General features: G+C 65.2%; 18 protein-coding genes. 8 read left to right on the top strand and 10 right to left on the bottom strand.

The features are described 5' to 3' along the window. Positions 1-2: 2 nt before the first annotated feature. A complete protein-coding gene (locus G5C33_RS13770; protein ID WP_165327749.1) occupies positions 3-971 on the bottom strand; it encodes an SDR family NAD(P)-dependent oxidoreductase in 969 nt (322 codons plus the stop codon). A 139-nt stretch (positions 972-1,110) separates the two neighbouring features. Here G5C33_RS13770 and G5C33_RS13775 point away from each other — a divergent pair, with 139 nt between their 5' ends. Further along, positions 1,111-3,279, top strand: coding sequence for a molybdopterin-containing oxidoreductase family protein (locus G5C33_RS13775; protein ID WP_165327750.1), 2,169 nt, complete (start codon positions 1,111-1,113; stop codon positions 3,277-3,279). A 165-nt stretch (positions 3,280-3,444) separates the two neighbouring features. Here the strand turns inward: G5C33_RS13775 and G5C33_RS13780 are convergent, their stop codons facing one another. The 6 genes from G5C33_RS13780 to G5C33_RS13805 form a co-directional block, all read right to left on the bottom strand. Beyond that, on the bottom strand, positions 3,445-4,245 hold the full coding sequence (locus tag G5C33_RS13780) for an enoyl-CoA hydratase/isomerase family protein (protein WP_228275073.1): 801 nt from the start codon (positions 4,243-4,245) through the stop codon (positions 3,445-3,447). A gap of 8 nt (positions 4,246-4,253) precedes the next feature. Further along, positions 4,254-4,943, bottom strand: coding sequence for a TetR/AcrR family transcriptional regulator (locus G5C33_RS13785; RefSeq protein WP_165327751.1), 690 nt, complete (start codon positions 4,941-4,943; stop codon positions 4,254-4,256). A gap of 85 nt (positions 4,944-5,028) precedes the next feature. Next, positions 5,029-6,522, bottom strand: coding sequence for an aldehyde dehydrogenase family protein (locus G5C33_RS13790; RefSeq protein ID WP_165327752.1), 1,494 nt, complete (start codon positions 6,520-6,522; stop codon positions 5,029-5,031). A 55-nt stretch (positions 6,523-6,577) separates the two neighbouring features. After that, complete coding sequence (locus tag G5C33_RS13795) at positions 6,578-8,233, bottom strand: FAD-dependent oxidoreductase (protein WP_165327753.1); 1,656 nt, start codon at positions 8,231-8,233, stop codon at positions 6,578-6,580. Positions 8,234-8,239: 6 nt separating this feature from the next. Continuing rightward, a complete protein-coding gene (locus G5C33_RS13800) occupies positions 8,240-8,986 on the bottom strand; it encodes an SDR family oxidoreductase (RefSeq protein WP_165327754.1) in 747 nt (248 codons plus the stop codon). A gap of 120 nt (positions 8,987-9,106) precedes the next feature. Then, entirely contained in the window at positions 9,107-9,874 is a 768-nt protein-coding gene (locus G5C33_RS13805) for a hypothetical protein (protein ID WP_165327755.1), read from the bottom strand. Between the two features lie 256 nt (positions 9,875-10,130). Between G5C33_RS13805 and G5C33_RS13810 the strand changes: the two genes are divergently transcribed. The 6 genes from G5C33_RS13810 (at position 10,131) to G5C33_RS13835 (ending at position 14,138) form a co-directional block, all read left to right on the top strand. Continuing rightward, positions 10,131-10,361 carry a biotin/lipoyl-containing protein gene (locus G5C33_RS13810; protein ID WP_165327756.1) on the top strand — a complete coding sequence of 77 codons (231 nt, stop codon included), beginning with the start codon at positions 10,131-10,133 and terminating at the stop codon, positions 10,359-10,361. A gap of 21 nt (positions 10,362-10,382) precedes the next feature. Beyond that, positions 10,383-11,195 (top strand): alpha/beta fold hydrolase, encoded by an 813-nt coding sequence (locus G5C33_RS13815; RefSeq protein WP_165327757.1) that lies wholly within the window; start codon positions 10,383-10,385, stop codon positions 11,193-11,195. 93 nt (positions 11,196-11,288) lie between these two features. After that, positions 11,289-11,660, top strand: a complete 372-nt coding sequence (locus G5C33_RS13820) for a VOC family protein (RefSeq protein ID WP_165327758.1) — start codon at positions 11,289-11,291, stop codon at positions 11,658-11,660. Between the two features lie 55 nt (positions 11,661-11,715). Beyond that, positions 11,716-12,708 carry a thiamine pyrophosphate-dependent dehydrogenase E1 component subunit alpha gene (locus G5C33_RS13825; protein WP_165327759.1) on the top strand — a complete coding sequence of 331 codons (993 nt, stop codon included), beginning with the start codon at positions 11,716-11,718 and terminating at the stop codon, positions 12,706-12,708. Continuing rightward, positions 12,708-13,697: an alpha-ketoacid dehydrogenase subunit beta gene (locus tag G5C33_RS13830; RefSeq protein WP_165328867.1), complete on the top strand. Its 990-nt coding sequence runs from the start codon at positions 12,708-12,710 to the stop codon at positions 13,695-13,697. Before G5C33_RS13825 ends, G5C33_RS13830 begins: the two co-directional genes overlap by 1 nt. Positions 13,698-13,817: 120 nt before the next feature. Beyond that, on the top strand, positions 13,818-14,138 hold the full coding sequence (locus G5C33_RS13835) for a 2Fe-2S iron-sulfur cluster-binding protein (RefSeq protein ID WP_165327760.1): 321 nt from the start codon (positions 13,818-13,820) through the stop codon (positions 14,136-14,138). A gap of 3 nt (positions 14,139-14,141) precedes the next feature. On the opposite strand, the gene G5C33_RS13840 is transcribed toward G5C33_RS13835, so the two are convergent. Continuing rightward, positions 14,142-14,705 (bottom strand): TetR/AcrR family transcriptional regulator, encoded by a 564-nt coding sequence (locus G5C33_RS13840; RefSeq protein WP_165327761.1) that lies wholly within the window; start codon positions 14,703-14,705, stop codon positions 14,142-14,144. An 82-nt stretch (positions 14,706-14,787) separates the two neighbouring features. Here G5C33_RS13840 and G5C33_RS13845 point away from each other — a divergent pair, with 82 nt between their 5' ends. Continuing rightward, positions 14,788-15,519, top strand: a complete 732-nt coding sequence (locus G5C33_RS13845; RefSeq protein WP_165327762.1) for an alpha/beta fold hydrolase — start codon at positions 14,788-14,790, stop codon at positions 15,517-15,519. Here the strand turns inward: G5C33_RS13845 and G5C33_RS13850 are convergent. Further along, positions 15,513-15,971, bottom strand: coding sequence for a VOC family protein (locus tag G5C33_RS13850; RefSeq protein WP_165327763.1), 459 nt, complete (start codon positions 15,969-15,971; stop codon positions 15,513-15,515). The genes G5C33_RS13845 and G5C33_RS13850 overlap by 7 nt on opposite strands. Positions 15,972-16,032: 61 nt before the next feature. After that, entirely contained in the window at positions 16,033-18,306 is a 2,274-nt protein-coding gene (locus G5C33_RS13855; protein ID WP_165327764.1) for a TonB-dependent receptor, read from the bottom strand. Positions 18,307-18,347: the final 41 nt, after the last annotated feature.

Below are 18,347 nucleotides of genomic sequence, written 5' to 3' on the forward strand. Positions count from 1 at the left end.
GCTCAGAAAGTCTCCCCCACCAGCTCCTCGGTCTTCTCCCAGAAAATCCGCGCGCGTTCGGGATCGACGGCATAGCTCGCCACGCCCGGCCCCAGCGGCCCGGTCTTGGTGCCGGGCGGCAGCACTTCGGCGACGCCGCAATCCTCGCAATAGCGCCCGCCGACTTCATCGGCCGGCGCCACCACCGCCGCCCAGACCGATGTCGCCGCACCCTGCCCGACATTCTTCTGCAGATAGTCCATGCCGAAGCCTTCGACGCCCTCCTTCAGCTTTTCCATCTGCTTGCGCCGCAATTCTTCGGGAAGGTGGCGGCCCAGCTCGGTTTCGATCGCGCCGGGATGCACTGCCGCCGCGCGGATGCCGCGATCGCGGTGGCGGCGGTCGAATTCGGTGATGAACAGGATGTTCGCCGTCTTCGATCGGCCATAGCCTGCGCGCACGTCATATTCGGTCGTCCGGTAATCGGGATCGTCGAGATCCATGTCGCCCATGTGATGCGCCGAGGATGCGAGCACGACCACGCGACCGCCCTCGGGCATGTTCGGCGCGAGCCGGTTGATCAGCACGAAATGGCCGAAATGATTGGTGCCCATCTGGGTTTCGAACCCGTCCTCGGTGCGGCCGAAGGGCGGCGCCATCACCCCGGCATTGGCGATGATCACGTCGAACGCCGTGTCGGCGAGCGCATCGGCGCAGGCACGGACGCTTTTGAGCGAAGCAAGGTCGAGCTCGACCAGCGTGAACGCTCCGTTCCCGACCGCGGCGGCGGCACGCACCGGCGCTGTCGCGGCCTCGGCCTTTTCCAGATTGCGCGCGGCGCCGGTCACTTTCGCGCCATGCGCCACCAGCGCCCGCGCGGTCTCCACGCCAAGTCCTGCCGAAACGCCGGTCACCAGGATATGCTTTCCGCCAAGGTCGACGCCGCCCAATACGTCCTCGGTGGTCGATGTCGCCTGAAACGATCCCGGCATTGCTTCTCTCCCTCGATCCTGGCGCCGCCACCAGCCGGCGCAGCGCGCTATTGTCGCCAGCGGCAATCGATTCGTGCCGCTGGCTGCGTTGTATCGGCGGGCGCTGGTATCGCCCGTTCTCGCCCCCTATCAGGAGGCTATGCAGCGCAAGGTCAAGAGCTTCTGCCGCAATTGCAGCGCGCTGTGCGCGATGGAGCTGACGGTCGAGGACGACCGGCTTACCGGCGTCGCGCCCGATGGCAGCGTGGCACCCGGCGGCGCCTATATCTGCCCCAAAGGGCTCGCCGCCGTGGAATTTCACAACGGCGCCGAGGACCGACTTACGACCAGCCTGAAGCGCGACGGGAGCGGCAATTTCGCGCCGATCGCGGTCGATCGCGCGATGGACGAAATCGCCGACGCGATAGCCGCTCTGGTCGCCGAACATGGCCCGCGCGCGATCGCCTTCTATCACGGCACCGGCGCCTATCGCGCGGCTCTGGGCGGGCTGATGGAACGGGCGATGTGCTCGGCGCTCGGCACGCCCAATTTCTTTTCGACGATGACGATCGACCAGTCGGCCAAATGGGTGACGATGGGCCGGATGGGCGTGATGGCGAGCGGCAAGCCGCGCCTGCCTGACGTCGACCTTGCCGTAATCGTCGGCAACAATCCGATGGTCAGCCATCAGGCCTTTCCCTTCATCGCGGGCGAGAGCAAGGCACCGGGTCGCGCGTTCGAAGCCGCCAGGGCGCGCGGCATGAAGATGATCGTCATCGATCCGCGCCGCACCGAAACGGCGCGCTTCGCCGACCTGCTGATCCAGCCGCTGCCGGGCCAGGACGTCGCGATATTTGCCGCCATCGCGCATATCCTGCTGCGCGACGAGACGTGGAACCGCGCCTTCTGCGATCGCTTCGCCAGTCAGATCGCGCAATTGCGCGAGGCGGTAGCCCCCTTCACGCCCGAGCTGGCGGCCGAACGCGCCGATGTGCCGGTCGAACAGATAGAGGAAGCCGCCGCGATGATCGGCGCGGCGAAACGCCCGCTGGTGGGCAGCGGCAGCGGCCCTTCCTTCGCCGACCATTCGAACCTTGCCGATCACATGATCGAGGCAGTCAACGCGCTGGTCGGCGGCTATCGCCGCGCGGGCGATCTCGTCCGCAATCCCGGCACGCTGAAGCCGCGCCCCGCAATCGAGACAGCAATCGCACCGACGCGAAGCTGGGAGCGCGGCCCCAAATGCCGCACCCGCGACATCGGCCACCTGATGGGCGAATTTCCCACTGCGCTACTGCCCGACGAGATCCTCACCCCCGGGCCTGACAAAATCCGCGCGCTGATCGTGCTTGGCGGCAATCCGCTGATGGGGCTCGGCGATCCGGCGCGATCGGTGCCGGCATTCGAGGCGCTCGACCTGCTTGTCTGCCTCGACGCGCGGCTCAATGAGACCGGGCGCCACGCCGATTATGTCATCGCCACCGCCCAGCCGTTCGAGCGGCACGACATCACCGTCGCGGGCGATGCCGCCTTTCCCGAACCTTTCGTGCAATATGCCCCGCCCGCCGTGCCCCCGCCCGACGGCGTGATCGACGATTGGGAATTCTATTGGGGCGTCAGCGCGCGAATGGGGCTGCCGCTGACGTTCAAACACTGGGGCTATGGCCAGAATTACGATGCAATCGAGCGCGGCCTGCCCTTGCCAACCGATCCCGCCGCCAAACCGCCGTCCGAATCGCTGATCGAATTCCTCTGCGACGAAGGCGATGTGACGTTCGAGGCATTGCAGGCGTCTCCCGCGGGGGTCCGCCCCGAACGCCCGCCGCAATATGTCCGCGCGATGGACGACAATGGTGCGCGGCTGGAGCTATGTCCGCCCGATGTCGCCACCGAACTGGCCGAGGTGCTGCGGGAAACACCCGAAACCGGCTTCGCCTTCCGCCTCACCAGCCGCCGCGTGCTCGAGGCGATGAACGGCGCCTATCGCGATTCCAAACGAATGGCGCGGCGCTATCCGGTCAACTGGGCGTACCTCAATCCCGACGACATGGCCGATCTGAGTATCGAGGACGGCGCGACGATCGAGATCGAGTCCGGGCACGGGCTGGTGCGCGGCATCGCGAAGGGCGAGGACCGGCTGCGGCGCGGCGTCGTCTCGATGACGCATTTCTTCGGCGTAATCGGGCCTTCGCGCGATCCGGTTGCCGAACGCGGCAGCTATACCGGGCGGCTGACTTCGCTTGACGACCATATCCAGGCGATCAATTTCATGCCGCGCTTTTCGGCGGTCCCGGTGAACCTGCGCCCGGTCAGCGCCTTGCAAGGATAGGACGTACGCCATTCCTCCCCCGGAGGGGGGCCGCGAAGCGGTGGAGGGGTAGTCGCCTTTTGCGGTAGCGTTTGCGGCCCCCTCCACCATGCTGCGCATGGTCCCCCTCCCCTTCCAGGGGAGGAATTACGGGTCGACATCTTCCTCCGACGGCAATCCGGTCTGTCAGCGGCCCCTGAACCGCGGCCGGCGCTTCTCTGCAAAGGCCGCCGCCCCCTCGCGGAAATCCTCGGTGAGCAATCCGGTCACCTGTGCGCGGTTTTCCGCCGCGACTGCCGCATCGAGGCTTGGCGCCTCGAGATTTTCCCACATCAATGTCTTGGTGCCGCGCACCGAATAGGGGCTGTTGGCAGCGATCGCACGCGCGGTTTCGACGGCGCTGTCAGCAAGCGCCTCCTCAGCCACCACATGCGACACCAGCCCGGTCGCCAATGCCTCGGCGGCGTCGACCGGGCGCCCGGTCAGCATGATTTCGAACGCGCGCCCGGCGCCGATCAGGCGCGGCAGGTGATAGCTGATCCCGCATTCGCCCGCGGTAAGCCCGACCTTCACGGCACCGACCAGGAATTTGGCGCTTTCGCTGGCGACACGGATATCGGCGGCTAGCGCCAGCCCGAAGCCGAAGCCGACCGCCGCCCCCTGCACCGCCGCAATCACCGGCTGCGGCAGCGCGCGCAGCTTGAGCACCAGCCCGGCATAGGCCTGTTGCAGCGCCATCCAGTCGTCGGCGCTTTCAGGCGCCTCGTCGGCAAGTGCCGCCTTCAGATCGAGCCCCGCGCAAAACCCCCTGCCCTGCGCGGCGAGCACCAGAACCCGGCATTGCGGGTCGGCTGCGATAGCGTCGAGAACGTCATGCAGGCCGCGCACCTGCGCCAGCGTAAGCGCATTGCGCGCCTGCGGCCGACAAAGCGTCAGCCGCGTTATCCCGTCCCCCAGTGGCTCGGTTTCGAACGGCGAAAGCGACACGTCGCCGCCTAATCGGCCCGGGCGGCCGCGCGACAATCGCGGATTCCGAATTCGAGCAGCTTGGCCTCGGACCCCAGCAGGTTGCGGATATGCGCCTCGGCATCCTGCACGCCCAGAGTCGCGAAATGCACGTCGGTCATGATCGTGACCATACGTTCGAGGCCGGTCAGCAATACCGTCGCCATCGTCGCGGCCTGGGTACGCGGAGCATTGGGATCGGCATCCATCTGAAAGATCAGGAGCCGCGTGACCGGAAAGGTCACGCGAATGCGATGCTCGCGCATCCGCTCGTCATAGGCGTCGGCAAGGCTGTTGCGCAGGTGGAGAATGCGCGAATGGCGCTTCCAGAAACCATAATATTCGACAACGAAGCGATTGCAGTGTTCGGCGAGCGTTTCATCGTCCCACCGCTTGCGCAATATCTCGACATAGCCTTGCTCGGCCGAGGCCATGAGCGGCTCGAGTACGACGAGCAACAGCTCGGTCAGGTCGCTGAAATAGAGATAGAGCGTCGTCATGCCGAGCGACGCTTCGCGCGCCACCGCGCTCAGCGAAAGCGGCGTATCGCCGGGTTCGGCGAGCAGCCTCTCGGTCGCCGCGATGATGCGATCGCGGGTATCGCGCCCCTTCTTTCCCAGCCGCTGGCCGACCAGATTGTGGCTGACCTCCTTCTTCGCGGCCGGTGCCGTCGCTCCCATTCGGCTCTCTCCTCTCCTGAGCGCCTGCGGAATTTCGGCAGCATGCGCAGTCGACAATTACCGTACCGCGCATGCTGCGATGCAGCTAGACCTTGATCGCGATCGCCTTGGATTCGAGGAATTCCTCGATCCCCTCGACGCCCCATTCGCGGCCCATGCCGCTGCCCTTGACGCCGCCGAACGGCAAGTCGCCGGCAATGCACAGCCCGCCGTTGATCGACACCGAGCCGGTGCGGATGCGCCGCGCCAGCGCCACCGCGCGATCGACATCGCCCGACGAAACGCCGCCCGACAGACCATAGTCGCTGTCGTTCGCGATACGCACGGCATCATCGTCATCCTCGAAAGGAATCACGACCAGCACCGGGCCGAAGATTTCCTCCTGGGCGATGCGCATGTCGTTGGTGACATCGACGAAGCAGGTCGGCTCGATGAAGAAGCCATTGCCCTTGTCCGGGCGGAGATTGCCGCCGTGGAGCAAAGTCGCGCCTTCCTCGACACCGAGATCGACATAGCTCTTCACCCGGTCGAGCTGCTTCTGCGACACCACCGGACCCATCATATGCTCGGGATTGTCGAAATCGCCCCAATTGTCGCCGAAACCGGCATAGGCCTGTTTGAGGATCGCCTTGGCTTCCTCGTAACGGCTCTTAGGGACGAGCAGGCGCGACTGCACCGCGCAGCCTTGCCCCGCGTGGAAGATCAGGATCGACTGGGCGACTTCCATCGCGAAATTGGGCGCGTCGTCGAGCACGATCTTGGCCGATTTGCCGCCGAGTTCGAGGAAGACGCGCTTCAACGTCGGCGCACCATTCGCCATGATCGCCTTGCCGACGCCGGTCGAGCCGGTAAAGCTGACCAGATCGACACGCTTGTCCTTGGTGAGCATTTCGCCCGCCATTGCCGGGTCCGATCCCGTGACGACGTTGAGCACGCCCTTGGGGAAACCCGCCTGCTCGGCCAGCTCGCCGAAGATCGCGCCCATGCCCGGCGTATCGGGTGCGGGCTTTAGGATGACGGTGCAGCCCGCGAGCAGCGCCGAAACCACCTTGCCGACATTGACGTAGAGCGGAACGTTCCACGGCGTGATCGCCGCGACGACGCCGACCGGTTCGAAGAACACCTTGCGGTCGCTCTTATACCCTTCGGGGCCGGCGATCCCGTAGTCCTTCTCCCACGTCACCTTGGGGAAGAGATCGATCAGATCCTTGTAGCAGCCCATCGCCATGCCGACATGCGCGCGCTGCACCGCGCCCATCGCCGCGCCCGCCTCGACCCGCGCAAGCATGTTGAGCCGCTCCATATTCTGCGCGAGAAGACCGAACAGCTTCTGCACCAGGCCGTAGCGCAGTTCCTTATTGGTCGACCAGTCGGTCTCGTCGAACGCGCGCCGCGCCGCGGCGATCGCCGCTTCGACATCTTCGGCCGACGCGTCGGCGGCCTGCCCGGCGACGCCCGCCGTCCAGGGATTGATCACGTCATAGGTCTTGCCGCCCGCGGCGCCGCGAACTTCGCCGTCGATGTACAGCTTCGCTTCGGGAAGCGTCACATCGGCCTTGGTGTCGGTTACGGTTTCCATGTCATCATCCTCTTTCAGGCGCGCTCGAACGCGGCGCGCCGATCGGTTGCAATTCCTATCGATCCCCGCCCAGCAGGTTATCGGCATTGGCGGCATGCGCCGCCGCCACATAGCCCCATGTGAAGGCGGGACCGATGCTGCTGCCCGGGCCGGGGCTGGTACGCCCCATCACCGACGCGGTGGAGGTGCCGGTGGCATAAAGACCGTCGATCGCATTCCCGTCGCCGTCGAGCACGCGTGCACTGGTATCGGTGACGATCCCGCCGAACGTATCGACATCGCCGGGATAGACGGGGATCGCGTAGAACGGCCCCTGTTCGATCGCGCCCAGCGTCGGCGCGTCGGAATCCTGATCGCCCAGCCAGCGCTCGTTCAATCGCTTGCCGCGCCCGAAATCCTCGTCCTCGCCTTGCTTGGCGAGCGCATTGAAGCGCGCCACCGTCGAGGCAAGAATGCTGGGGTCGATACCGCAGGCATCGGCAAGCGCATTGATCGTCTCACCGGTCTTGAGGAAGCCGCTTTCGGTCCATTCGGCTGGCTTTTTCGCACCGGCGCGCGACCCGGCGAGCATATATTTGCCGATATACTGGCTATCCATGATCAGCCAGCTCGGCACGGCGGGCGTCTTCTTGTGATGCGCGAGCATCGCCGCGCAGATATCCATATAGCAGCCCGCTTCGGACATGTAGCGCTTGCCCGACTGATCGATCACGATGCCGTGCGGCTTGGCGATGTCGCCATGCACGCTCGCCGCGCCCTTGCCGGGCACAATCGTCGTCGGATGGCAGACTCGCGCGTCCATCTGCGCCAGCGCGGCGCCGTGCTTGGCGGCGACTTCGATCATCTCGCCATTTTCGCCCTTGGGCGCCAGCGTCCAGTCCTTCGACGTGCCGGGGATATACCGGTCGCGCATCGCCTGGTTCTGAACGAAGCCGCCCGCCGCGATCAGCACGCCCAGTTTGGCGCCGATGCGCTTGCCGCCGGTGATCACGCCGGTCGCGCGGCCGCCTTCGACCAGGATCTCCTCGACCGGGGTTTCGAGCCGCACCTGCGCCCCGGCCTGGAGCGCGTGGTACAGCATCTGTGCCTGCAGCGCATTGCCCGCCGTCACCAGATGCTTGCCGGTGAGGCGGCTGCCGACGGTGCGCAGCAGCACCTTGACCAAAGTCTTGCGCGCCTGCTTGTTCGCCTTCAGCCGCGGCAGCATCATCGCTTCGTCGAGATTCGCCGGGATCGGCAGGAAGCCCGGGCGCAGCTTCTTTTCCCACGGCCCCAGCTTCTTCGCGTCGAACAGCTGCGAGACGACCGTGCGCCCTTCGTTCACCACGCCGGGCAAATCGTCATAATAATCGGGGTAGAAAGGAACCCGCCGGAAGGCGAGCCCCTGCCCGATCAGGAATTCCAGCATGCGCGGCGCCTGCTCGACGAAGGTCCGTCGCCGCTCGGCCGTCGCGCCGGGCGCATCCGTGTCTCCGCCGATCAGCGCGTCGAGATAGGCGAGCGCGTCGTCATGGCTGTCCTGAATCCCCGCTTCGGCAAGAAAGCGGTTGTTGGGAATCCACATCACGCCACCCGAGGCGGCAGTGACACCCCCGGCATATTCGCTTTTTTCGAGGACGAGCACCGATTTGCCGAGCGAGGCCATGACGAGCGCGGCGCAAAGACCGCCCCCGCCACTGCCGACCACGACGAAATCGAACTGTTCGTCCATGCGCGCTCAGTCCTTCTGCGGCGCGCGGTGCGCGTGCAACGTCATCAGCCCGGCATGAAGATCGCCCGGCAGGTCGATCAGCGCCGCAAAGGCGTCGGTCACAGAGCGGAAATGCGTGATCGGCCGCTCGCGCAGATTGACGCCCGCCGCCATCGCCTTCTGCGCGAATTTCATCGCGACTTCGGGCGCCAGGTCGAAGGTCTTGTCCTCGTCGAACATCTGGCCCGCGCGCACCGTCGACACGCGGATGCCGAGCGGCTCGAGCTCCTGGTCCATCGACTTGCTGAACCGTTCGATGCCCGCCTTGGTCGATTGATAGACCGACAGCATCGGGAAGTTCATGTCGACCGATTCGCTACTGAGATTGATGATCTGGCCGCCGGCTTCCATCATCGGCACCGCCGAGCGCGTGCACAGCATCGTGCCGCCCAGATTGATCGTCACGGCCTGCAGGATCTGGTCATCGGTAGCTTCGGTGATCTCGAACGGTACGAACACCGCCGCATTGTTGATCAGCACGTCGATCGTCGGATGCGTCTCGGCGATCTTCGCGAAAGCGTTGCGCACCGATTCGGGCACCGCCACGTCGCATTCGACCGGCAGCGCCGCATCGCCCAACTCGTCGGCAAGCGTCTTCAGCTTCGAAAAGGTGCGGCCGAGCAGCACGACCTTGTGGCCGTCGGCAACGAACCGGCGCGCGAGCGCGCGACCCAGACCAATACCCGCACCGGTAATGACAATCTTCTTGGACACGTCCATCTCCATCAATAGCGCTCACGCCTCTGGCGGGCGCGATGCGACTGCTTCTCTAAAGGTTCGCCCGCGCACCGCGCGAGGACAAGAGCAGCGCGCATCGTACCCGCGATACTTGGGTTACTCCTTGCCCGGATAGACCGACAGGTCGCCGGCATAGGCGATCCCGCCCGGCCAGAATTCGCTGCCGCTGACCTTCCCGAAATAATGCACGGTGCGCGCGAACGAGCCCGAATCCGAACGCGGCTCCATCGCAATGCCGCTCGGGCTCTTGCCCTGCGCGCGATCGCTGAAATCCTTGACGGTGAAAGCGAGGTCATCGGTCTGCTGCGCGCAGAGGACGAGTTGGTCGCCCGGGCAATAGCGGCGCGGCTCGACCTGCGTCTCTGTCAGCTGCCCGCGCTTCATCGCGACATGGCCGGGAACGTTGGTCACTTCGACGCTGTGCACCTCGTCATACCATTTGTCATATTCCTCCTTACGCCCGGCGACATAGTTGGCGAGGATGATGCTGACGCCCGAAAACGGCTTGTCCTGCTGCCAGTTGGGGCTGCCCTTCCAGTCCGAGCGCATCGCATAGGAATAGAGCCGCTCGGTCTCGCCGGTATCGTCGATCAGCCCGGCGTCGCGCGCATCGGCGATCAGCGGGCCGAGCGCGGGAATGTCGATCTTCGGATCGGGCAGGTCGAAATCATAGACGCTGAGGAATTTCCACGGCTGCGGAATGAAGGACATGATCTGCGCGGGCGTGACTTCATAGCGCTCGGCGCCCTGAAAGCCACGCAGCCACGATACCGCCTCGCGATGCGGCCCGTCGAACCATGCGGCATATTCCGCCTCGCGCGCTTCGGGCACGTTGTGGAGGTGAATGGTGGTGACGAGCGCCATGATCTCTCCTGAAGATATCGCTGTTTTCGCGGTTGGCGCGCCGCCGCGAAGGCACCGCGCGGGAGGTTCATTACATGGCCGGGCCGCCGGGTCGAGTTCGCCCCCCGCAAAGCGGCGCGTGCTATCGCACGAGCGATACCTCTGGCGCAGCGACGGCAGGTGCGCCACAAACGGGCTCAGCGGCGCTAAGCATTTGCGCGAAGACGGCGACCGCATCGCAAACGCGGCGCGCGAATGACTGCGAAGGAAAGACGATATGGCTACTGAAGTGCTGCTCCCGAAGATCGGTTTCTCGATGACCGAGGGTCAGATTTCGGAGTGGCTGGCCAAGGACGGCGACAGCGTGACCGAAGGCCAGGGCCTGTTCCTGCTGGAAGCCGACAAGTCGGCCAATGAAGTCGAGGCGCCTGCTTCGGGTACGCTGCGCATCCTCAAGGAAGCCGGCGAAACCTATGAAGTCGGCACTGTGCTGGGCATGATCGAATAAGCCTGCGCGGGTCGGCGCTTCATGGCTGACCTTTCACATACCGACTTCGAAGTCGCCGTTCCCGGCGGCGCGATTCATGCCGAGCTTTATGGCGAGGCGCCGACCATCGCCTTCATCCACGGGCTGAGCGGGTCGACGCCCGACTGGGACCGGATCTGGCGGGCATTGCCCGAGGGCATGAGCGGGTTGCGCATCGACTTGCGCGATCACGGACGCTCGCGCGCCGAGCCGGGCGTTTCCTACAGCGCCGCCGACGATCTCGCCGCCGTGCTCGACGCGGCGCGGGTCGATCGCTGCGCGGTGGTCGGCATGTCGCATGGCGGCGCGGTCGCGGCCAATTTCGCGATCGAGCATCCCGACCGAACGTCCTCGCTGATCCTGATCAGCCCGGCGCTGTTCGGCTGGGAATGGTCCGACGAATGGCGCGCCGATTTCCGCCCGATCATCGCGCATGCCCGCGCGGGCGATCTCGAAACGGCAAAGCGCCTCTGGTGGAATCATCCGCTGTTCGAAAAGGTGCGCGAGCGGCCCGAGGCCGCCGAGCTCGCCGAATCGATCGCGCGGTTCGACGGGCGCCCCTGGCTGCGCGACGACCACCGCCGCGTCCTGCCCGACGTCGAGCGGCTCCATTTGATCAAGGCGCCGTCGCTGCTGCTCTCGGGCACGCAGGACGTGGCTGAGTTTCGCCTGATCGCCGATCTGATCGCGAGCACCATTCCCGATCTGTGTCGCATCGACGTGCCCGGCGCGGGGCATATGCTCACGCTCGAAGCACCTGAGCGCGCCGCAGCGGAGATTTCGCGCTTCCTCGATCCTACCCAATCGCCGGGGTGATGGCGGGACGGGGCCGCTTGAGCGGTTCGGGCAGTGCTGATAGCCGTTCGCCAGCCGCTTTCGACGGCGGGATAATAATCGGGAGAGAAACGCGTGTTCACGCATGTGCTGGTCGGAACGAAGGACGTCGCCAAGGCGAAGCAATTCTATGACGCGGCGCTGGGCGCGCTCGGCATCGGGCCTGCGATGGAGATGGGCGGTCGCCTCTTCTATCCCGGCCCCAACGGATCGTTCGGCGTCGGCCTGCCGCGCGAAGGCGACGCCTGTTTCGCCAATGGCGGCACGATCGGGTTCAAGGCGAAGGACCGCGCCGAAATCGACGCATTTCACGCCGCCGGCCTTGCCAATGGCGGCAGCGACGAAGGCGCCCCGGGCGAGCGCGAATTTCCGGGCAATCCCTATGGCGCCTATCTGCGCGATCCCGACGGCAACAAGATTTGCGCATTCTGCGATCTGGGCGGCTGAGCCCAGCTGAGATTGTACCGCGGCCCTGGAGCCGCATGACAAGGAGACGGGTATTATGAGCGCTGGCGGAAACCGCATGACGCCGAACCCCGAACAGCAGGTCGATATCTATCGCCGCATGGTTCGGATCGAGCGCAACGACGATGCCATTCGGCAGACGATCAAGCGCGGGCGGCTGCAGATGCCCTATTATTCGGCGCGCGGGCAGGAAGTGATCCCTTCGGCGATCTCTGCTCAGCTCAACCCCGACGACACCATCTGCACCATCTATCGCGGCATTCACGACATGGTCGCCAAGGACATGCCGCTGCGGCCGCTCTGGGCCGAAATCGCCGGCCGCGTCGACGGCACCTGCAAGGGCAAGGGCGGCCCGATGCACCTTACCCACCCCGAATCGGGCGTGATGGTGACGACGGGTATCGTCGGCTCCTCGATGCCGATCGCCAATGGCCTCGGCTGGGCGATGAAGCTCGACGGATCGAAGCGCGTCTCGATCGCCTATTTCGGCGACGGCGCGTCGAACATCGGCGCGTTCCATGAAGCGCTCAACCTCGCTTCGCTGTGGAAGCTGCCGGTGATCTTCGTCTGCCAGAACAACCGCTTCGCCGAGCATACCCGTTATGAAAACGGCACCTCGGTCGATCAGATTTCGAAGCGCGCGGCGGGATACGGCATGCCGGGCTATACCGTCGACGGCAACGATCCGTCGGAAATGTACGCCCATGCCTATGAAGCGATCGAGCGCGCGCGTTCGGGCGAAGGCCCGACCCTGCTCGAATGCATGACCTTCCGCTTCCTCGGCCATGTCTTCGGCGACGACGACAAGTACATGACCAAGGAGGAAAAGGCCGAAGCGATGGAGAAGGACCCCCTTCCCGCTTTCCGCGCCAGGCTGATCGCCGATGGCCACGCCACCGAGGAACAGCTCGCCGAGATCGAAAAGAAAATCACCGATGAGGTCGCCGATGCGCGCGACTGGGCGCTCGAACGCGAGTTCCCGTCGACCGACGAACTGAAGCGCGACGTCTTCGAAGCGGAGATTGCATGATGACCGCCACCACCAAGATGAACGGCATCGCCGCCTTCAACAAGGCGCTGCACATCGCGATGGAAAAGGACCCCAAGGTCCTCGTCCTGGGTGAGGACGTGGCCGATCGCGAAGGCGGCGGCGTCGTCGGCTTCACCAAGGGTCTGTCGACCACCTTCGGCGACGATCGCGTCAAATCCACCCCGATCGCCGAACAGTCGATCATCGGCGCGGCGATCGGCGCGGCGATCGGCGGCTACAAGCCCGTCGCCGAAATCATGCTGATGAACTTCACCACCGTGGCGATGGACATGATCCACAACCACGCGGCGAAACTGCGCTTCATGTCGGGCGGCCAGACCAGCGTGCCGATGGTGATCACCACGCTGACCGGCGCGGGCGCGCAGACCGCGGGCCAGCATGCCGATCACCTCGAAGCCTGGTTCGCCCATGCCGCGGGCATCAAGGTCGTCGCGCCGGCCACGCCCGCCGATTATATCGGCCTCACCCTTTCGGCGATCGACGATCCCGATCCGGTGATGATCGTGATGAGCATGATGACGTTGTTCGGCCCGATGGAAGTGCCCGACGATCAGGGCCCGATCCCGCTCGGCAAGGCCAATGTGCTGGCCGAAGGCAGCGACGTCACCATCATCGCCTATTCGAGCACGGTGCTGACCGCTTTTCAGGCGATGCCCAAGCTCGCCGAAGCGGGTATTTCGGCCGAGCTGATCGACCTGCGCACGGTATCGCCCTGGGACCGCGAGACGGTGCTCGAGTCGGTCCGCAAGACCGGCCGCGCCGTAATCATCCACGAAGCGGTGAAGGAACATGGCGTCGGCGCCGAAATCGCCGCCGTGATCAACGAGGAGCTGTTCGGCGAGCTCAAGGCCCCGGTCCGCCGCCTCGGCGCACCGAGCTGCCCCGTCCCCTTCGCCAAGGTGCTGGAAACGGCGTTCCTGGTGTCGGTCGACGAGCTGGTCGAAACGGTCACCGCGACGGTCAAATGAGCTGAGGGGCCGTTCGCCCTCACCCTTCGCCGCCTTCGGCGTCTTTTCCCTCTCTCAATGGGAGAGGGAGGGAGGCGCGAAGCGCCGGAAGGGTGAGGGTGAGCCCCTCGGCTGACCCCGATGGCAGTCGTCACCTATATCCTCCCCGACGGCGCGGAAATCAACGCCGACACCGGCCGCACGCGCGAGAATGTGATGACGCTCGCCCGCCGCGAAGGCGTGCCCGGCATTCCCGGCGACTGCGGCGGCTTCATGGCCTGCGCGACCTGCCATGTGTACATCGCCCCCGAATGGCGCGAGGCGGTCGGCCCGCCCGCCAGCGAGGAGGAGGACGAGATGCTCGACCTTGCCGGAGAGCGCCGCCCCGAAAGCCGGCTCGGTTGCCAGATATGGCTCGACAAGCATCTCGACGGGTTGCGGCTGCGCCCGGCCAACGCCTGACTTTCAGCCCGGCGCACCATCGACCAGCGCCTGCACCGCACCCGCAAACCAGCCTTGCAGGCCCGGCTCGAGTCTCTGCCCCGGCAGCATCGGCAATTGCCGCGCATAGATGACAAAGCCGGTCGCTAGCATCGTGATCTCCACCGCGCGCGCCCGTGCATCGGGCCCTCCCAGCCACTCGGCGAGCGGCCGGATCAACTGTTCCTCGGTCACCCGTGCAGTGATCTCCACGGCTACCGGGTCTCCCGAAGAAAGCGCGATCAGCACCGGCGGATTGACGTCGAGATCGTCGCGCAGCAGCAAGTCGGCCAGATGCGCGCCGAACCGCTCGCGCCCCTCGGCCAGTACCGGATCGAGCCGCATCGTCCCGCGCAGCGCCGCTTCGAAAAGCCCCGCCTTCGATTCGAAATAGCGCAGCAGCAAGGTCGAGCTGACTTCGGCCACCGCGGCGATGTCGCGAATGCCCGTACGGTCATAGCCCTGCCGCGAAAACTCGCGCTGCGCCGCCGCCAGGATACGCGCGCGCGTCGCTTCCGCATCGCGGCGCCGGGGAGAAGCAGTCGTCATCGACCCGACCCTATCGCCCCATTGACAGGACACAAGTTATCAACTGATAACTTAATGCACAAAACAAGACGGGAGAGGCAGTATGGCGACCTATGTTCTGGTGCATGGCGGCGGGCATGGCGGCTGGTGCTACAAGCCGGTGGCGCGGCTTCTGCGCAGGGCGGGGCACGACGTCTATACGCCGACGATGACCGGCGAAGGCGAGCGTGCGCATCTGCTCAGCGCCCATGTCGGGCTCGACATGCAGATCACCGATATCGTCAATGTCCTGCAGTACGAGGATCTGCGCGACGTGATCCTGGTCGGGCACAGCTATGGCGGGATGATCATCACCGGCGTCGCCGATCGCATCGCCGACAGGGTCGGGCATCTCGTCTATCTCGACGCGGCATGGCCCAAAAACGGCCAGTCGCTTGAGGATCATGCCGGGCCGATGATGCAGATGGCGCGGGCAATGGGCCGCGTCGTCGACGGGATCGAGCTGACGCTGTTCCCCGGTAACGATCCGATGAGCTATTACGGCGTCACCGATCCCGCGACCCAGGCATGGATGCGCGACCGGCTGACACCGCACCCCTGGCGCTGTTTCGAGGACAAGCTGATCCTCACCAACGAAGCGGAAACGGCGCGCATTCCGCAGTCGCACATCGTCTGCACCTATTCGATCCCAGGCCGCGACATGCCCGCGATCACCGAGCGCGCAGAGGGCCGAGTGTGGGAAATCGACACCGGCCACGACCTGATGCTCACCGAGCCGGAAAAGACCGCCGAACTGCTGCTGCGCGTCGCCCCGCTGATGGGCGGAGCTCAGTAAACCGGCACGCCTTCGAAATGGCTGTCGGGATCGAAGCAGTAATATTCGAGATAATGGCCGAATTCGGCGCGCGCGTCGGCATAGGCATAGGTGCCGCCGAACGCGTTTTCCTCCACCACGATCCGCCAGCGATCGCGCGCCCGCGCCATCGCGGCGTCGAAACCCGGCCGGTCGGGGAAATAGCGGCCGTGATGGTGAAACTGCATCAATGGCTGGTCCGCCAGCGCTTCCAGATAGAAGTCGACATCGCCCGACTGCGGCGCAATCACTTCGAACTGGGTGCCGTTCAGAAAGGCCAGGCCGAAATGCCCCGTCACCGGCCCCGAGCGGACGTTTATCGTCAGGTCACGCATTTCCTTGAACGGGCCGATGCCGTGCACACGGCGCAGCTCGGCGATCGTCGCGTCGAAGTCTCGCGTGACATAGGCGTGTTGCAGATACCCCTCGCGCACTGCCGTCTCCCTGGTTGCGATTTTCCGGGGAAGGTCGCCCTCCCCCGGAAAGCCGTTTCGATCAGAAGTGATAGGTGACCGTGACGCCGCCCGTGCGCGGCGCGGCGGGAGTCATGTAAACGCCAGTGTCGCCCGTGGAGACCAGCGAATAATACTCCTTCCCGAGCAGGTTGGAGACGAAAAAGCCCCATTCGAGATGGCCGTCGGGCGCCAGCGCCGATCCGGTGAGGTCGACCAGCGTGAACGCCTCCTGCCGGCTCGCGCGCAATTCGCCCCCTGCCCCGGCGGTATAGTCATATTCGGTGGTGTAGCGCGCCGCGGCAGTCAGATGACCCGTCCAGCCGCCGGCAGCTTCCCAATTATAGGTTATGCTGCCGTTCGCGGTGAAATCGGGCGCATGCGGCAGGCGAAAGCCCTTGAGGTCCTCCGCCGTCGCCGTCAGCGCGCCACCGACGATGTTGTAGACCGCCGCATTGGGGAAGCTGGTGAAGCGTGCATGGGTATAGGCGAGGCCGAGATTTACCCGGATCGCCCGGACCGGTGCCCAGTTCATGTTGACTTCGGCGCCGTAGATTTCCGACCCCGCCGCATTCTGCTGAAGAATGCCCGCACCGCCGCCGGTGATGAAGGCGACCTGCACATCCTTCCAGTCATAATAATAGCCGGCGGTATCGAGCCGCAGCGTACCGTCGGGCGATCGATATTTGGCGCCGATTTCGAACGCGTCGATCGTTTCGGGATCGAGCGGCGGATCGAGCGTCAGCGACGGGCTGTTGAAACCGCCGCTCTTGAAGCCGCGATTGTAGCTCGCATAGAGGTTCACATCGCCCGCATCGTAGGAAATGACCGCGCGCGGCGAGAAATTGTCGAACGAGACTTCCCCGTCCTGGAATGCCGGCGGCAGCGCGCCGCCACCGCTCAGCATATTGCGCGCGTCCATATCGTTCAGCACCGAGTGATATTTCTCTTCGCGCGTGTAGCGCACGCCGCCGGTCAGCCGCAGGGCCGGAGTCAGGTTGTAATAGACTTCGCCATAGACCGAATAGGCCGTCAGATCGTCGTGATTGTCGAAGGTCGGCGTGGTGCTGCCGAACCAGTTGACGCCGCCGATGCGGCCGACGAAGCGCGCCTTGTTCCGCTCGAAGAAACCGCCCACCGTCACGTCCAGCGGCCCGCCGAAATCCGAAACGAAGCGCAGTTCGTTGGTGATCGTATCGTCGCGCTTGCCGTCGGCGTCGCCGGGATTGGGGCTGCGCTGCGACACCGAGCAGAAATAGAGGTTCTCGCCCGGCAGGCCGTCATTGTCGGTGCAGCCATAGGCGCGCGTGCGGCGATAGGCGAAGGTGTTGCTGAGCGTCCAGCGGTCGGCATTGTATTCCAGCGTCAGCGCGGCGAGCAGCGCGTCGGTATCGTCGCCGCCGCCGCCTTCGCGCGCAGGCGACTGGCTGGTCTCGTAAAAACCCAGATTGGTCGGCGTTCCGTCGCCATTGTAGCGCAGGCTGTGGATCGCGCCGTTGCCGTCGCGCCGGTCATAGGAGAACATGGCGAGCGCGCGAAACTGCGTGTCGGGCTCCCACAGCATCTTCAGTCGCCCGCCCCAGGTTTCACCGGCACCGCTGCCGCTCTTTTCCTCGTCGGGGAATGCGACATTTTCGACATAGCCGTCGCGATGCTCGAAATAGCCGACGGTGCGGATCGCCACTGTCGGTGCGACCGGCAGGTTGAGGACCGCTTCCTCGCGGGTCCAGTTGAGATTGCCGTATCCCGCGCTGACATAGCCTTCGGTAACGCCCAGGCGCGGATCGCGGGTCGTGACGACGATCGCGCCGCCGGTTGCGTTACGCCCGTAAAGCGTACCCTGCGGCCCCTTGAGAACTTCGATCTGCTCGACGTCGACCGCCGCCTGTGCCGCCGAAGTCTGGGTCTGCAGATAGATGTCGTCGAGATAGAAGGCGACCGAGCCTTCAAGACCCGGACCCGAATAGCCGGTGCCGACGCCGCGAATATAGATGGCGGAAATGCCGTCGCCCGCCGTCTGCGTATTGGTGATGCCCGGCGTGCCGAACTGAAGCGCGTCGGTCGAATCGATACCGAGCGTCGCAAGCGCCTCCTGATCGAAGGCCGCGACCGAGATCGGCACGTCCTGAATCGATTCCGACCGGCGCTGCGCCGTCACCACGATTTCGGACGCCATGTCCTGTTCCGCCACGACCGGCGTCTCGCTGTCCTGCGCCAGCGCGATGCCGGGCGCGAACGCCGCTCCGGCGACAAGTGCGCCGAGCGCGGTGTGGCATAGCCAGCGGCCCCCGAACGCGACCCGATTGGGATTCATCATATTCCCCTCCTCCTTGAAAACCGGGCGATTTTTGCCCGTTG

It is taken from the genome of Sphingosinithalassobacter tenebrarum (genome assembly GCF_011057975.1).
Taxonomy (GTDB): domain Bacteria; phylum Pseudomonadota; class Alphaproteobacteria; order Sphingomonadales; family Sphingomonadaceae; genus Sphingomonas; species Sphingomonas tenebrarum.

Excerpts from the sequence above, each read along its gene's own strand:
- G5C33_RS13830 (WP_165328867.1), top strand. The coding sequence starts at position 12,708 with ATGACCGCCACCACCAAGATGAACGGCATCGCCGCCTTCAACAAGGCG.
- G5C33_RS13845 (WP_165327762.1), top strand. The coding sequence starts at position 14,788 with ATGGCGACCTATGTTCTGGTGCATGGCGGCGGGCATGGCGGCTGGTGC.
- G5C33_RS13785 (WP_165327751.1), bottom strand. The coding sequence starts at position 4,943 with ATGGGAGCGACGGCACCGGCCGCGAAGAAGGAGGTCAGCCACAATCTG.
- G5C33_RS13855 (WP_165327764.1), bottom strand. The coding sequence starts at position 18,306 with ATGATGAATCCCAATCGGGTCGCGTTCGGGGGCCGCTGGCTATGCCAC.
- G5C33_RS13840 (WP_165327761.1), bottom strand. The coding sequence starts at position 14,705 with ATGACGACTGCTTCTCCCCGGCGCCGCGATGCGGAAGCGACGCGCGCG.
- G5C33_RS13805 (WP_165327755.1), bottom strand. The coding sequence starts at position 9,874 with ATGGCGCTCGTCACCACCATTCACCTCCACAACGTGCCCGAAGCGCGC.
- G5C33_RS13825 (WP_165327759.1), top strand. The coding sequence starts at position 11,716 with ATGAGCGCTGGCGGAAACCGCATGACGCCGAACCCCGAACAGCAGGTC.
- G5C33_RS13795 (WP_165327753.1), bottom strand. The coding sequence starts at position 8,233 with ATGGACGAACAGTTCGATTTCGTCGTGGTCGGCAGTGGCGGGGGCGGT.
- G5C33_RS13810 (WP_165327756.1), top strand. The coding sequence starts at position 10,131 with ATGGCTACTGAAGTGCTGCTCCCGAAGATCGGTTTCTCGATGACCGAG.
- G5C33_RS13835 (WP_165327760.1), top strand. The coding sequence starts at position 13,818 with ATGGCAGTCGTCACCTATATCCTCCCCGACGGCGCGGAAATCAACGCC.
- G5C33_RS13770 (WP_165327749.1), bottom strand. The coding sequence starts at position 971 with ATGCCGGGATCGTTTCAGGCGACATCGACCACCGAGGACGTATTGGGC.
- G5C33_RS13775 (WP_165327750.1), top strand. The coding sequence starts at position 1,111 with ATGCAGCGCAAGGTCAAGAGCTTCTGCCGCAATTGCAGCGCGCTGTGC.
- G5C33_RS13790 (WP_165327752.1), bottom strand. The coding sequence starts at position 6,522 with ATGGAAACCGTAACCGACACCAAGGCCGATGTGACGCTTCCCGAAGCG.
- G5C33_RS13815 (WP_165327757.1), top strand. The coding sequence starts at position 10,383 with ATGGCTGACCTTTCACATACCGACTTCGAAGTCGCCGTTCCCGGCGGC.